The organism is Aliihoeflea sp., assembly GCF_052435475.1.
Classification (GTDB): Bacteria; Pseudomonadota; Alphaproteobacteria; order Rhizobiales; family Rhizobiaceae; genus Aliihoeflea.
In genome coordinates this window covers 83,720-97,877 of the sequence record NZ_JBQVMV010000007.1, presented here as the reverse complement: position 1 = coordinate 97,877, position 14,158 = coordinate 83,720, and the positions used below count along the sequence as shown (strand labels likewise).

General features: G+C 61.9%; 12 protein-coding genes and 2 pseudogenes. 10 read left to right on the top strand and 4 right to left on the bottom strand.

Features of this window, described 5'->3' with window-relative positions:
• Window positions 1-177 precede the first annotated feature (177 nt).
• The 3 genes from gap to ACT6QU_RS10460 all read left to right on the top strand — a co-directional run bounded on the left by gap (window position 178) and on the right by ACT6QU_RS10460 (window position 4,507).
• On the top strand, window positions 178-1,185 hold the full coding sequence (gene gap / locus ACT6QU_RS10470) for a type I glyceraldehyde-3-phosphate dehydrogenase (RefSeq protein WP_444836643.1): 1,008 nt from the start codon (window positions 178-180) through the stop codon (window positions 1,183-1,185).
• Window positions 1,186-1,418: 233 nt separating this feature from the next.
• Window positions 1,419-3,245: a potassium/proton antiporter gene (locus ACT6QU_RS10465; protein WP_444836642.1), complete on the top strand. Its 1,827-nt coding sequence runs from the start codon at window positions 1,419-1,421 to the stop codon at window positions 3,243-3,245.
• 65 nt (window positions 3,246-3,310) lie between these two features.
• Window positions 3,311-4,507 carry a phosphoglycerate kinase gene (locus tag ACT6QU_RS10460; protein ID WP_444836641.1) on the top strand — a complete coding sequence of 399 codons (1,197 nt, stop codon included), beginning with the start codon at window positions 3,311-3,313 and terminating at the stop codon, window positions 4,505-4,507.
• A gap of 6 nt (window positions 4,508-4,513) precedes the next feature.
• On the opposite strand, the gene pyk is transcribed toward ACT6QU_RS10460, so the two are convergent.
• Entirely contained in the window at window positions 4,514-5,950 is a 1,437-nt protein-coding gene (gene pyk / locus ACT6QU_RS10455; RefSeq protein WP_024587422.1) for a pyruvate kinase, read from the bottom strand.
• A gap of 83 nt (window positions 5,951-6,033) precedes the next feature.
• A pseudogene (locus ACT6QU_RS10450) lies at window positions 6,034-6,525 on the bottom strand (DUF1036 domain-containing protein); the annotation flags it as partial.
• A 189-nt stretch (window positions 6,526-6,714) separates the two neighbouring features.
• On the opposite strand from ACT6QU_RS10450, the gene ACT6QU_RS10445 reads away from it, so the two are divergent.
• From ACT6QU_RS10445 to ACT6QU_RS10430, 4 genes and pseudogenes are all read left to right on the top strand, one after another.
• Entirely contained in the window at window positions 6,715-7,530 is an 816-nt protein-coding gene (locus ACT6QU_RS10445) for an N-formylglutamate amidohydrolase (protein ID WP_444836640.1), read from the top strand.
• Complete coding sequence (locus ACT6QU_RS10440) at window positions 7,527-7,835, top strand: DUF1244 domain-containing protein (RefSeq protein ID WP_444836639.1); 309 nt, start codon at window positions 7,527-7,529, stop codon at window positions 7,833-7,835. The genes ACT6QU_RS10445 and ACT6QU_RS10440 overlap by 4 nt, the downstream gene beginning before the upstream one ends.
• A 122-nt stretch (window positions 7,836-7,957) precedes the next feature.
• Window positions 7,958-8,104, top strand: a pseudogene (locus ACT6QU_RS10435) (DUF2312 domain-containing protein); the annotation flags it as partial.
• A gap of 139 nt (window positions 8,105-8,243) precedes the next feature.
• On the top strand, window positions 8,244-8,501 hold the full coding sequence (locus tag ACT6QU_RS10430) for a DUF2312 domain-containing protein (protein WP_024587418.1): 258 nt from the start codon (window positions 8,244-8,246) through the stop codon (window positions 8,499-8,501).
• A 171-nt stretch (window positions 8,502-8,672) separates the two neighbouring features.
• Here ACT6QU_RS10430 and ACT6QU_RS10425 read toward each other — a convergent pair whose 3' ends face one another.
• Together ACT6QU_RS10425 and ACT6QU_RS10420 are read right to left on the bottom strand one after the other, a co-directional pair.
• Window positions 8,673-9,509, bottom strand: a complete 837-nt coding sequence (locus ACT6QU_RS10425) for a metallophosphoesterase (protein ID WP_444836638.1) — start codon at window positions 9,507-9,509, stop codon at window positions 8,673-8,675.
• A gap of 878 nt (window positions 9,510-10,387) precedes the next feature.
• Window positions 10,388-10,846, bottom strand: a complete 459-nt coding sequence (locus ACT6QU_RS10420; protein WP_444836637.1) for a DUF6634 family protein — start codon at window positions 10,844-10,846, stop codon at window positions 10,388-10,390.
• 209 nt (window positions 10,847-11,055) lie between these two features.
• Here ACT6QU_RS10420 and ACT6QU_RS10415 point away from each other — a divergent pair, with 209 nt between their 5' ends.
• From ACT6QU_RS10415 to ACT6QU_RS10405, 3 genes are all read left to right on the top strand, one after another.
• Window positions 11,056-11,307, top strand: a complete 252-nt coding sequence (locus ACT6QU_RS10415; protein WP_444836636.1) for a helix-turn-helix domain-containing protein — start codon at window positions 11,056-11,058, stop codon at window positions 11,305-11,307.
• Between the two features lie 345 nt (window positions 11,308-11,652).
• Window positions 11,653-12,858, top strand: a complete 1,206-nt coding sequence (locus ACT6QU_RS10410; protein ID WP_444836635.1) for an abortive infection family protein — start codon at window positions 11,653-11,655, stop codon at window positions 12,856-12,858.
• Entirely contained in the window at window positions 12,859-13,998 is a 1,140-nt protein-coding gene (locus ACT6QU_RS10405) for a PIN domain-containing protein (RefSeq protein ID WP_444836634.1), read from the top strand.
• The last annotated feature ends 160 nt before the right edge of the window (window positions 13,999-14,158 follow it).

Here is a 14,158-nt window from a genome sequence, read left to right as displayed (position 1 = left end):
AACCGGTTTTCGGACCGATCCGACGCGGGGCAATGCCAAGCCTCGGAAAATAAAAACGATTTAGTCGAGAAGGGCGGGTCTGCACCCGCCCTTTTCTCGTGTCTGGCGCTGGATTCCTCCACATTGCGCCGCTAAAGACGGCGCATCCACGCCTTACCTTCTCCCGGGAGACAGCGAATGACTGTGAAAGTTGCCATCAACGGTTTTGGCCGCATCGGCCGCAACGTGCTGCGCGCGATCTACGAATCCGGCCGCACCGACATCGAGGTCGTCGCGATCAACGATCTTGGCCCGGTCGAGACCAACGCTCACCTGATGCGCTATGACAGCGTGCATGGCCGCTTCCCCGGCGAAGTCACCGTCAAGGGCGACGCCATCGACGCCGGCCGCGGCCCGATCAAGGTCCATGCCGTGCGCAACCCGGCCGAGCTGCCGTGGAAGGCCGAGGGCGTCGACATCGCGCTCGAATGCACCGGCATCTTCACCTCCAAGGAAAGGGCCTCGGCGCATCTGGAAGCCGGCGCCAAGCGCGTCATCGTCTCCGCGCCCGCCGACAATGCCGACCTGACCGTCGTCTACGGCGTCAACCACGACAAGCTGTCGAAGGACCACATGGTCATTTCGAACGCGTCCTGCACCACCAACTGCCTCGCCCCGGTCGCGCAGGTCCTCAACGAAGCCATCGGCATCGAGAAGGGCTTCATGACGACGATCCACTCCTATACGGGCGACCAGCCGACGCTCGACACTATGCACAAAGACCTCTACCGGGCACGTGCTGCGGCCCTGTCCATGATCCCGACCTCGACGGGTGCGGCCAAGGCCGTCGGCCTCGTCCTGCCGGAACTCAAGGGCAAGCTCGACGGCGTCGCGATCCGCGTTCCCACGCCGAACGTCTCGGTGGTCGACCTGACCTTCATCGCCAAGCGCGAGACCAGTGTCGAGGAGATCAACAACGCCATTCGCACTGCCGCCGACGGCCGCCTCAAGGGCATCCTCGGCTACACGGACGAGTCGCTCGTCTCGATCGACTTCAACCACGATCCGCATTCCTCGATCTTCCACATGGATCAGACCAAGGTGATGGACGGCACGATGGTGCGCATTCTCACCTGGTACGACAATGAATGGGGCTTCTCCAACCGGATGAGCGACACCGCCGTCGCCTTCGGCAAGCTGATCTGACCCCGATCGACTTTTTTCGACGAATACCGACGCCCGGCCTCAAAACCGGGCGTTTTCTTTCCTAGATAAAAGACGCAATCGCGTTTCGCGCTTTTCCAGCTCCAGGGCGATGACCGGCTTGTCGCATCGTGACGACAGGGCGGAGGAAATGTGCGGTTCGGGTCGTATTCGGCGAGGGAGCACAGCACGGTTCAGGCCCGCAGGGGCGATCGGCAGAGGGGAAAGAGAGGCGCATGCTCGAGGGGATTTACCTCATCACGCTGGTCGGCACGCTGCTCGTGCTGGTCGCCGCGTTTTCGAGCCTGCTCGCCTTTCGCTTCGGCGCTCCCCTGCTTCTCCTTTTCCTCGGCATCGGGCTTGGAGCCGGCGTCGACGGGCTCGGTATCAGCTTCGACAATGCGGGCGTCGCCTATTTCATTGGCTCCCTGGCGCTGGCCGTAATCCTGTTCGACTCCGGCTTCGGCACGTCGATCCAGTCGTTCCGGCAGGCCGCCGGCCCGGCGATCACGCTCGCCACGCTCGGCGTCGTCCTGACGGCCGGATTCTTCGGCCTTTTCGCGCATTACGTCATCGGCCTGCCGCTGCTCGAATCGCTGCTGCTCGGCGCCATCGTCGGGTCGACGGACGCGGCGGCGGTGTTCTTCCTGTTGCGCATCGGCGGCATCCAGATTCGCGACCGGGTGCGTTCGGCGCTCGAAGTCGAATCCGGCTCGAACGATCCGATGGCGATCTTCCTGACCATCGCCCTCGTCGAACTGATCGCCCAGGGCGCGGGACTGGAGGCGATCGGGGTCGAGATCCTGATCCTGTTCGTCACCCAGATGGGTATCGGCCTCGTGGCGGGACTTGCGGGCGGCGCGATGATCGTTTTCCTGGTCAACAGGCTGAAGATGGAGCGTGGCCTGTCGCCGATCTTCGTGCTCGCCTTGTCGCTGCTCGTCTTCTCCGTCACCGGCGCCATTGGCGGTTCGGGCTTCCTCGCCGTCTATGTCGCAGGGCTTTACGCCGGCAACCGCAACATCCGCTCTGCGCCGACGCTCAAGCGCTTCCAGGACGGCATGTCCTGGTTGGCGCAGATCATCATGTTCCTGATGCTCGGGCTTTTGGCGACGCCGAGCGATTTTCCGACGATCGCCGTTTCCGCCGTCGCGCTCGCGCTGGTTCTGATCTTCATTGCGCGTCCGCTCGCCGTCTGGCTGTCGCTCCTGCCGTTCAATTTCCCGCGCGCGGAAACCGCGTTCATCTCGTGGGTCGGCCTGCGCGGCGCGGTGTCGATCCTGCTCGCGCTCGTGCCACTTCTCGGCGAGCTCGACTCTGGCACGATGTTCTTCAACTACGCCTTCATCATCGTGCTCGTCTCGCTGCTCGTCCAGGGCTGGACCATCAACCCGCTCGCCAAGCGGCTCGGCCTCGTCGTGCCGGCGCGCATCGGCCCGGTCGACAAGGTCGAGCTGGAACTGCCCGGCACCGCCAATCACGAATTGCTGGTCTATCGCGTCGTCGGCAATTCGCCGGTCGCCAAGGGCGAGCGGGTGCCGCGCTGGGCGCGTCCCTCGCTGGTCATCCGTGAGGGCCAGTCGATGCGCTACCAGTATGCCGGCCGGCTGCGTGCCGGCGACTACGTCTATCTCTTCATCTCCTCGCGCTATCCGCGTCTGCTCGACCGCCTGTTCGCCAGCCCGGCGCCCGTCGATGGCGACGACGCCGAGTTCTTCGGCGCCTTCGCGATCGATCCGAAGCGACCCGCGCGCGATCTCGAGGCTGCCTATGGCCCTGCGCTGCGCGAGGGCGAGGAGGAGATGTCGATCGGGGAACTGATGGTCGCCCGCCTCGGCGGGCGTGCCGAATATGCCGACAGGGTGACGCTCGGCCCGGTCGAACTGATCGTGCGCGACACCGACCAGGACGGCGACATCATCTCGGTCGGCGTCTCGCTGGAGCCTGAGCAGCGAGAGCCGCAGATCCCCGCCTTCCTGTCGCTGCGCGAGATGTTCCTGCTCGTCAGGGCGTGGCTGCGCCCGGCACCGCCTCCAGGCGCAGACAGGGACGCCGGCGCCTGAAGGCTTGCGCCAGCGGCGACAGACGGTATTGTCCCGCGCAAATCCATCCCATCGAAGGACCAAACATGGCCGGTTTCCGCACGCTCGACGACATCGACGCCCACGGCAAGCGCGTGCTCGTGCGTGTCGACCTCAACGTGCCGATGAACGAGGACGGCACGGTGTCGGACGCCACGCGCATCGAGCGCGTCGCACCCACGATCATCGAGCTTTCAGACAAGGGCGCCAAGGTCATCCTGCTCGCCCATTTCGGCCGTCCGAAGGGCGCAGCCGATCCGGCAATGTCGCTCGAGCCGATCGCGCGCGCGACGGAAACCGTGCTCGACCGCGCCGTCCATTTCGCGCCGGACTGCATCGGTGCGACGGCGGCCGATGCGATCGCGCAGATGGACGATGGCGACATCCTGCTTCTGGAGAACACGCGTTTCCACAAGGGCGAGGAACAGAACGACCCGGAATTCGCCAAGGCGCTCGCCGCCAATGGCGATCTTTACATCAATGACGCGTTTTCCGCCGCCCACCGCGCCCACGCCTCGACCGAGGGGCTGGCAAAGTTGCTCCCCTCCTTCGCCGGCCGCACCATGCAGGAGGAGCTGGAGGCGTTGGAGAAGGGCCTCGGCAGGCCGCAAAAGCCCGTCGTCGCGATCGTCGGCGGCGCCAAGGTCTCGACCAAGATCGACCTGTTGATGAACCTCGTCACCAAGGTCGATGCGCTCGTGATCGGCGGCGGCATGGCCAACACGTTCCTCGCCGCGCGCGGCACCGATGTCGGCAAGTCGCTGTGCGAGCACGATCTGGCCGCCACTGCCAAGACCATCATGACGGAAGCCGCCCAGGCCGGCTGCGCCATCATCCTGCCGGTCGACGCCGTCGTCGCGCGCGAGTTCAAGGCGGGAGCCGCGAGCGAGACGGTTCCCGTCGAGGACGTGCCGGACGATGCGATGATCCTCGACGCCGGACCGCAATCCGTCATCCGCATCAAGGAATGGATCGGCCGGGCCGCGACGCTCGTGTGGAACGGCCCGCTCGGCGCGTTCGAGATCGCGCCCTTCGACAAGGCGACGATGGAAGCCGCACGCTTCGCGGCCGCCGAGACGAAGTCCGGCAATCTCGTCTCCGTCGCCGGTGGCGGCGACACCGTCTCCGCCCTCAACCTTGCCGGCGCGGCCGACGATTTTTCCTACGTATCGACGGCCGGCGGCGCGTTCCTGGAATGGATGGAAGGCAAGGAATTGCCGGGCGTCGCGGCGCTGTCGCGGTAAGCGGGCCTACAACCCGCCTTTGCCGTCCGAGCCTATATAGGCGATCCGCAGCATGTTGGTTGCGCCGGGGGTGCGGAGCGGCACGCCGGCGGTGATGATGATCCGGTCGCCCGGTCCGCCGAATTCCTCGCGGTGGGCGATGCGACAGGCGCGGTCGACGACGTCGTCGAGGTCGCTCGCATCCTCCGTCACCACGCAGTGCGTGCCCCACAGGAGCGACAGCCGCCGCGCCGTCTCGATCACCGGCGACAGGGCGATGATCGGCACCTGCGGGCGCTCGCGCGCGACGCGCAGGCCGGTCGTGCCCGATCCGGTGTAGCAGACGATGGCGGCCAGGTTCAGCGTGTCGGCGATCTGGCGCGCGGCGAGCGCGATGGCATCCGGTCCCGTCGCGTCGGGTTCGGTGCGCTGGGCATTGATGATGCCCGGATAAAGCGGATCGCGTTCGACCTGGACGGCGATCGCGTTCATCGTCGAGACGGCCTCGACCGGATATTGGCCGGCGGCCGATTCGGCCGAGAGCATGACGGCATCGGCGCCCTCGAAGACGGCGATCGACACGTCCGAGACTTCCGCGCGCGTCGGCACCGGGGCTGAGATCATCGATTCCAGCATCTGGGTCGCGACGACGACGGGCTTGCCGGCGCGGCGCGCGGCGCGCGTGATCTGCTTCTGAATGCCCGGCACCGCCTCGAGCGGCATTTCGACGCCGAGATCGCCGCGCGCGACCATCAGCGCGTCCGACAATTCGATGATTTCCGCGAGCCGGGCGACGGCCTGCGGCTTCTCGATCTTGGACATGATCGATGCGCGGCCGCGTGCGATCTTTCGCACTTCGGCGATGTCCTCGGGCCTCTGGACGAAGGACAGCGCCACCCAGTCGACGCCGGTCGCCAGAACGGCGTCGAGGTCCTTGCGGTCCTTTTCGGTCAGCGCGCCGACTGGCAGTTCGGTGTCGGGCAGCGACACGCCCTTGCGGTCGGAAATCTTCGTGCCGGAAAGCACGATGCAGCGCACCTTCTTGCCGTCCGTCTTCTCGACGCGCAGCGCCAGGCGGCCATCGTCGATCAGCAGCCGGTGGCCAGGCTCGACCGAGGACAGGATTTCGGGGTGAGGGAGCTGGACGCGGCGGTTCGTTCCCGGCGCGGGATCGTCGTCGAGCGTAAAGCTCTGGCCGATTTCCAGCGTCTCCGCTCCGTTGGCGAACTTGCCGACGCGCAGCTTCGGTCCCTGCAGGTCGGCGAGAATGCCGATGGGGCGGCCGACCTCGGATTCGACCTTGCGCAGCCTTGCGACCAGCGTGCGCATCAGTTCGTGGCTCGAATGGCTCATATTGATGCGGAAGACGTCGGCCCCCGCATCGAAGAGCTTGCGGATCATCGGCTCGTCGGACGATGCCGGCCCGAGCGTCGCGAGTATCTTGACCTTGCGGCTGCGTCTCATTGTGTCTCACCCGGCGTTGCGCCGTTGGGGGCCGCACTCGGCGTTGCGCCGTTCGGTGTCGCGCCATTGCGTGGCGGGGTGCCTCCGGTGACGGAGGGTATGCCGTCGCCGGCAGGCTCGTCGGTCAATTGCACCATCCAGCTCGACTGCTCGCGCGTGTCGTATTCCTGGAAGCCGGCGCGCTGGAAGCCGCGGGCGAAGCAGTCGCCGGGGCCGGAAATCTTGAACTCGCGCTCGGCCACGCACATGTTGACCTCGCCCTCCCAGCGCCCGCCGCGCTGGGCGTCCTCGGCGTAGAGATAATAGTAGCGAGAGGCGAGGGCGCCCTCGATCAGCGTCTTGCAGCTCGAAGCCTCGATGTGCCACCAGCCCTCGGTCACCCAGCCCACCTGCGCGCGGTAGCCGATGGCGACGCCGACGAGGCTTTGCGTCGCGTTGCAGACGCGGAAATCGGCGAGGGCGGGGGTGGCGCCCGCGCCAAGGCCGAGCCCCGCGGCGATCGCCAGAAGCGGCACGCGGCCGCGACACCATCGGACGATGGATCGTGGGGCGCGCAGGAAGCGTGAAATCAGCATGGTTTCAACCTTTTCGGCAATCGGCCGGACCTTGTCAACGCGCGAAGGGCGAAGCACAAATCGATTTAGGCCGATCGTCAGCCATGATCTTGTCGCATGGATGACATTGCACCAGCCTTGCGCCGCACACGGTCTTTCGTCCATGACAGGCACGACGCCTGCCCCAGACCCACGAGGACCCGCCCTTCCATGACGCGCGACGCCCTTTTCAATCCCGTCGAACTCGTCGAGGAGGATCGCACGCGCGGGCTCGTCCTGCTGGCCGATCATGCGCGCAACGCGCTGCCTGACGAATATGGCGATCTCGGCCTGCCCGCGAGCGAATTTTCCCGTCACATCGCCTACGACATCGGCGTCGAGATGGTCACGCGCGGGCTTGCCGCACGGCTTCGCGCCCCTGCGGCTATGGCCGCCTATTCGCGCCTCCTCATCGACCCCAATCGCGGCGAGGACGATCCGACGCTGATCCGCCAGCTTTATGACGGCACCATCGTCCCGGCGAATTATCCGATGAGCGGGGCCGAGCGCGAGCGCCGGCTGGAGCGCTACTACCGGCCCTATCACGATGCGGTCGGCGCGCTGGTTTCCTCCGTCGCCCATGCGAGCGGCGCCGCGCCCTTCATCGTCTCCATCCATTCCTTCACGCCGCACATGCAGGGCAGGCGCCGCCCGTGGGAGATCGGCATTCTGTGGGATTCGGACCCGCGCGCGGTCGAACCGATGCTGGCCGCGCTTCGCGCCGACCCGGCGCTGACGGTCGGCGACAACGAGCCCTATGACGGCGCGCTGCGCGGCGATACGATGTTCAAGCACGCCATTGTCGAGGGCTACGCCCATCTCCTGATCGAGATTCGGCAGGACCTGATCGCGGACCAGGCCGGGGCCGATGCGTGGTCCGACCGGCTGGCGCCGATCCTTGACGCGATCAATGCCGATCCCGACATTCATGTCGCGCAGCAGTTCGGTTCTCGCACCGGACCGGTATTCGAAGGAGCAAAGCGATGACGGACCTTTCCGACAAGCAACGCGAAGCCTACGAGGCGGCGGCCTTCCGCCGGCTGCTTTCCCATCTGCGCGAGCGCAGCGACGTCCAGAACATCGATTTGATGAACCTTGCCGGCTTCTGCCGCAACTGCCTCTCCAACTGGTATCGCGACGCGGCCGAGGCCGACGGCGTCGCGCTTTCCAAGGAACAGTCGCGCGAGATCGTCTACGGCATGCCCTATGGCGAGTGGCAGGCGAAGCACCAGAAAGAGGCGAGCGGATCACAATTGGCCGCATTCGAGACCAACCGCCCGAAAGACCATTGACCCGTTGGCGGCACTGAGGCAACCAAGCGCCCGATCCCTCGCCCCGCGACTCGACAGGTCCGGCGAGGCGAGTTCCCATTCAAAGGCGCGGGCGATGCGCCGCAGCGCAGACGAGGTCGACAATGGATGACGTAACAGCAACGCAGGATACGGTCGCAGCGGCAGAACTGCGCCAGTTGATCGAGCGCGTCGAGCGCCTCGAAGAGGAAAAGACCGCCCTTCAGGACGACATCAAGGAAGTGATGGCCGAGGCCAAGGGCCGCGGCTACTGATCCCTCCCCAAATCTGTAGCACGTGTTTAGTTTCAGGCGCTTAACACGCTACATGTAGCTGTTGTACGCAGCGCTATTGTAGTTACGAGCAATCAGGACCTTAGGTCCTCCAAGACGTTTAAATGGACACAGACAAGTGGTAGATGAAGTTTCTGACAGCACGCATGAGGTAGCGGCCGGCCAACTCCGCGCGTTCATTGAGCGGATCGAACGTCTCGAAGAAGAGAAGAAGGCTTTGGCCGACGACATCAAGGAGGTTTACGCGGAGGCCAAAGGCACCGGGTTCGAAGTTTCGGCCATCCGTCAGCTCGTCCGATTGAGAAAGCAGGACCCTTCGGATCGCCAGGAGGCCGAGGCAATTCTGGAACTCTACAAGGCCGCACTTGGCATGTAGATCGGCACCAGCCTCAACTAGAATGCAGTGACATGTGAAGGACCCCGAGCAACGACCGCGCGGATCGCCGACCACCTTTGCCCGGGGCCCTCACCATCACGAATACTTCGGTTCGATTTCACGTCGGCCCGCTGATCAATTCTGCATAGGTTTCTTTGCCAATTCGCCGGATTACAGATCAATTGTGATATGCCACGAGAATCCGTTGTCCTGCTCGTCCGAGCGATGCCTGTACCCGTAGGGATTGCAAACGAGGCATGTCCGGCCAACTGTCTGACTGTGCGCTCGATGTGTGTGACCATACACCCAAAGTTCGGGACCACGTCCATCTGACAGGATGTCACCGAATGCATCTGCCGAACTCGTAAAGCAACAACTCAGCCGAGAATTCCGGTAGAATGGCGGCTCACCTGCCGGATGTGGAACATGATGGCTAACCACCACCGTTTTTCCGGCATGTTGCCCGTAAAGGGATGACCGCAGGAACGCTTTGGATTCTCGATGCATGGTGAGAACCGCTTGCGCGTCCAAACCGGGTATTCGTCCATAGTCCGGAATCGATTCTTCGGCGTCCTTCATGTTTGCAGCAATGGTTCTCCTCGGACAGTTCCTAATGCCACTTCCATTGTTGTGGCGAGCGTAATCTGTCCAAAGCGTCGCACCAAGAAATCGGACATCTCCGAGAACAATTTCGCTATCATCGAGAACGTACACGAGCTGGCCCGCGTCACGGAGGTCGTGGGAGAGTCGGCTCATAGTCAGGCGATCATTCAGGATTCCACGGCGGTAGCCTGAGCGATGAGGGTGAACATAATACTCGTGATTGCCCGGCACGAAGACCACTGGCAGGCCGTAGCGATCAACAATCAACCGCAGTTCAGCCCCTACTCTTTCGGCGTGGGTCAGGTCGCCCGCTATGACGATAGCGTCTGCCCCTGCTGGAGCGTGGAGCGGATATTGCACGGATTGCATTTCGCAGTGCAGGTCACTCCAAATCCACAGTCGCATGAGCCGGCCTCTCCGTGATGCCTCGTCCTGAGGAGCTTGGGGGAACGTGTACTCAAGTTCGCGGGTGCGGGCGTTTGACTGGTGGAATTTCGATTAGAGCCTGTGGCATCTATTCGGCGTTCGGTGCAGCGAGGCGGTCACATACGACAGGGTTCACCGTGACCCCATACGGACTGTCGGATGCTCTTGCAGGACGGAAGCGTAAGTCATCACCGTTCCCGCAGTTTATGCACCGGTAGGATGACAGGTCGGCGCGCCTTCCAGCATAAAAGCGTTGTTGATCCTTAGATGGGAGGCGATCGAAATACCTGTTGAAGGACTCGATCATCCTCTCCGCTTCGGCGCGCGTTACTGCGTAGGAGATCCATCCGCAGTCAAGACAGGTGATCTCATTAGGCCCTGCATCCTCTTGCAGTGATCGATCGCTTCCGCGCTTGTGCTGCTGGGCCAACAGCCTGGTAGCGATACCGGGTGAAACGGGGTTCGCATGATCCGCCGGGCGAAGTTTTCCTGACCGCGAGATCGCATCTTTCAACCCCGAAAGAGTCCCGATCCCGAAATCCCCAACCCCGTACCTGTCACTACACCAATTCAGGAGCGCCTCGAGGGCTGGCCATGAAATCTCACCTTTCGGGGCCCGCCCAAGAAGCCTGTATCGCGCATGTAGGGAGTCCGTGACCGTGAGGCACGAACCATGGTGCACAGGGTGCTCGGCGTCCAATTGCTGGCCAACTTCGCCGTCAACCGGCAATGTAAGCATTTCCAACCTTTCCGAGCACAACCCGGTGCCCTGGAAGTCCAGGCCTATAACGACAAAAAATGGCGTTTCGCTTGCTGAGCGGAAACTGATCAAGGTCCAACGGTCAACATCGACAGCCTCAAGCATCGTGCCTTTTCCCCGATTGTCCGCCAAGCATGTAGAAGCGCGAAAGAGTTCGTGCGAAGCCTTGTTCAAGATCGACGTAGAGCAGTAGCGAAGTATAGATCGGCCGCCCTGTTCCAGTGAGCAACGGATGGCCGGAGACCAATCCCTTCAAACGCGGATTGTCGTACTCGTCCTCGAAAATAGACCAGTCGGATAGTCGTGGGGGTTGATCCCCCTCATGCAGCAGTGAACCGATACGGCCATCAACCGAAATCAGGTTCGAGACTGCCTGCCTGGCGCGTCGAAATTTTTCGATCGAAGGTTCGGCCCATTCGATCCGTTCGGCTTCAAGCTCATGGATTGCCTCCTCCAGATTGACCAACAGCTCTCGTAGGTTCCACTTCCTTGATCCGGCCAGGCGTTCGGATCCTTTGAACCGTCCAGTACCCACTTTTCGCCAGTCAGTAGTCATGTTTCGACCTCAAGCAACTATGGCCATCGCACTCCACATGCCTGCGTGGGCTCCACGAACTCGGCACCTATCCAAGAGACGGGCTGCGGTCGTATGGCAAGGATTAAAACCTTCTGGAAGCAGGCAATAACCCGCATGAAACGGGTATGCAAGGGTTTTTATCCTTGGATTCTTGACACCACCAAGGGCTGGTCCCACCGGTGGCTGCCATGGTTGTTATCCACGATGCTAAGCTACTGAAAGCTGCCCGGGTCGCTCTTGGTTTGAAGCAAGACGATTTGGCTACCCTAGCCGGTGTTTCCAAGGACACCGTGCAAAAGTTGGAAGCAGACGCGTCATCGGTGCGCCGCCCGCTTTACGTCAAAGTCGTGGCGGCGCTGGAGCTCCAAGGCATCGAATGGCTCCCCGCGACGGGCGATAGAGGGGAAGGGTTCCGCCTCGTACCCCAAGTGCGTGTTTAAGACCACGATAATGACTAGTGGTCTGAACAACCGGGATTGTGTGCCGGAAAAAGGATGCTGTGAACGCATTCGTTTGCGCGTCGGCTTTCGACCCCATTGTGGACGTTCTAGATCACTGGCGATTTCCTGAAAGCTGCCTTTGCTGCGCGGGGCCGCAGCCAGACGGGCGTCAGTGGCCGTCACTGAATTGCGGACATCCGCATCGGCTTGGGCATGCTCGCAGACGAGACCCGGTTCGAAGTCAGGCGTAGAACGGAAATAGAACAAAGAAGTAGAGGATTTGGAGCGAGCCTCTGGCACGACCGCCAAGCATGCGTGTAAATTCAGGGAGAAAGGAATCGGAGCTTGAAACAGCAAGCAGCGCAGCAGTATCCGACGGCGGCAGTTAAGCAGCTTAGAAATGCATTGGCTGGGGCCATATCCGATTTCAGCGCCAACGAGGTGCCGTCCCTCTGCAGCCGTCTCCAACTGCGAGACGGGAATCGCGAGGAGTCATTCAAGAGCAAATTCAAGTATGCAGAACGGCGACTGATCGAGAAATCGGCAGCGGAGTTGATCCCGATCGCTCAGCGCCTTCTTGAGGAAGCCGACTCCTATGACCTGGCCGAGGCCTTGGCCAAGCTGCAGGAAACGGGGCAGGCCTCCGTCTCCGAACTCACTCGTCGCCGCATCATGGCGCTTTTCGATAAGCGGTCGTACAGCACCGAGTTCGAAGCTATCGACTTCATTCGCCGCGTTTGGCCGACAACTAAAATGCCCTCGGTCTTCGTCTCATTCTCCAACACGCCTTCTGAAGCGACGTTGGATGACGATCTCTTCAACGCCATCGTCCGGAACAACGACTGGGACAATCGTGAGACGTTGGAAGCCGTCGGATATCTGACATGCTCCCAGAGACAGCTTTTCCGCTTTCTGGAGGTAGTCACCAGCCCTCTCACGCAATCGACCGAGGTACAAACCGACCTCGCGGCGGCAATCAATGAGCACCTGCGTCATGATGGCTATCGGCTGATCATTGTGCGGCGGCTCTCAGGCAGTCCTGTTTACGAGGTGCGGCCAGCTGCCCTCGGCAGTCCTGCGGATGACGCAATCTCGCAGGCGCTCGCCGACTTCGATCCGGACACGGTGCATGCCAGATGGACTCAGGCACTAGACCGTCGAGATACCGATCCCGCAGGAGCGATCACACTGGCCAGAACGCTGCTCGAGGACGTGTGCAAGTGGATCATCATCGAATACGGAGAAACGTATGAGGAGAAGGATGACCTGCCAGTCCTCTATCGGAAACTCGCGAAGATTCTGAATCTAGCTCCGGACGGCCACACGGAACCCGTGTTCAAGCAGATTCTTGGAAGCTGCCAATCGGTAGTCGAATCCTTGGGCTCGCTGCGCAACAAGATCGGTGACGCCCACAGCCCGGGGCCAAGAAAGGTGAAGCCTGCGGCCCGACATGCTCAGCTCGCCGTCAATCTGTCAGGAACGATGGCGACATTTCTGGTTTCGACGTGGGAGCTCAGAAAGCCGAATTTGACCAAGGATGTGGAGACCTGAATGCCTTCGATCGAAGAAGGCCAGCTTGGCCAACTCGTGCTTTCCGGCAAGATTGGTGCGATATCACTCGATACCACCGCCTTCGACCGTTACCAATGCAATCTGAACGTTCGTGCATTGCGGGGCCTGTCACAATTCAAGGGCACCGGCACCAGGTTCCTGCTGTCCGAGATCGTCGTAAATGAGGTGAAGTCGCACATAACGGCGATGGCCACCCAATCCCATGCCGAGCTCAGGATCGCGCTGAACAAGGTCCGAAAAGGTTGGCGATGCGACCCCGACATAGGGGCAGTTGACGAACTGCTTGACCTTCAGAAGTCGCCAGAGGCGTTTGCGGAAGCCTTCTTCGACGATTTTGCCGGCGAAACCGAACCTGAGATCGTCGACGTTGAGGGCCTCGTCTCCCACGCCGAGGTGATCAGGCGCTACTTCGCCACAGAGCCGCCCTTCTCGAAGAAGGAGGCTAAGAAGAGCGAGTTCCCGGATGCTCTCGCGCTGCTGTCGCTTGAGGCATGGGCAGCCGCGCACAAGACGTTGGTTCTGTTGGTCAGTGCTGATGGAGACTGGCGAATATTCGCGGAGCAATCGGATAGTCTCGTGGTTGTCTCGGAGCTTGGTTCCGCCCTCGACCATTTCAATGTGAGCAACGAGCTTCGGAAAACAGTCGGTCGCGCTCTCGGAATGCTGCGGAAGGCCGATGCGGCTGATATGCATGACGGAATCGAGAGAGCCATCGAGCTGTTTCTCGAGCAGTTCGACCCGGAGGTCGAAGCGTATTCATCTTTGGAATACGAGATCGACAACATCGATCCGTCCCTGCAGCACTGGGCTGTGAATGCCGAAGTCGATCCCAGGATTCTGTATGTCTCCCCGGAGACCATTGTTTTCACCCTCTCCGTAACGGCGACCGTCAGTTTCGAGGGGACATTCTCCTACTCCGTGCACGACAGCGTGGATCGGGACTACATAAGCCTTGGTTCAGACACTCGTGAAACCGAGGAAACCATCACGATTCCACTGACGATTTCCATGCAGCGCGAAATTGAGGAGGAACCCGTCATTGAGCGTATCGAAATCACTCCCGTCCGTGTGGTGATAGATTTTGGCTCGATCGATCCCGACTGGGGCTACGAGGAATGATGCCGTGGCAGACGTGAGGCAGAGACGCACAGAAATCCCTTGAATGGCAGCTTCCCCAGCACAGTCGCTCGGAATCTGCTGGTGCGCTTCCGCATGGCGAATACGGGGCCGAAAGCAGGCTGTCCGCTTAAGGCCAGCACACACACACAAGAGAGCGGAC

What these genes read in the sequence shown, in the direction of transcription:
- gap (WP_444836643.1), top strand. Translation starts at nt 178, where the DNA reads ATGACTGTGAAAGTTGCCATCAACGGTTTTGGCCGCATCGGCCGCAAC.
- ACT6QU_RS10465 (WP_444836642.1), top strand. Translation starts at nt 1,419, where the DNA reads ATGCTCGAGGGGATTTACCTCATCACGCTGGTCGGCACGCTGCTCGTG.
- ACT6QU_RS10460 (WP_444836641.1), top strand. Translation starts at nt 3,311, where the DNA reads ATGGCCGGTTTCCGCACGCTCGACGACATCGACGCCCACGGCAAGCGC.
- pyk (WP_024587422.1), bottom strand. Translation starts at nt 5,950, where the DNA reads ATGAGACGCAGCCGCAAGGTCAAGATACTCGCGACGCTCGGGCCGGCA.
- ACT6QU_RS10445 (WP_444836640.1), top strand. Translation starts at nt 6,715, where the DNA reads ATGACGCGCGACGCCCTTTTCAATCCCGTCGAACTCGTCGAGGAGGAT.
- ACT6QU_RS10440 (WP_444836639.1), top strand. Translation starts at nt 7,527, where the DNA reads ATGACGGACCTTTCCGACAAGCAACGCGAAGCCTACGAGGCGGCGGCC.
- ACT6QU_RS10425 (WP_444836638.1), bottom strand. Translation starts at nt 9,509, where the DNA reads ATGCGACTGTGGATTTGGAGTGACCTGCACTGCGAAATGCAATCCGTG.
- ACT6QU_RS10420 (WP_444836637.1), bottom strand. Translation starts at nt 10,846, where the DNA reads ATGACTACTGACTGGCGAAAAGTGGGTACTGGACGGTTCAAAGGATCC.
- ACT6QU_RS10415 (WP_444836636.1), top strand. Translation starts at nt 11,056, where the DNA reads ATGGTTGTTATCCACGATGCTAAGCTACTGAAAGCTGCCCGGGTCGCT.
- ACT6QU_RS10405 (WP_444836634.1), top strand. Translation starts at nt 12,859, where the DNA reads ATGCCTTCGATCGAAGAAGGCCAGCTTGGCCAACTCGTGCTTTCCGGC.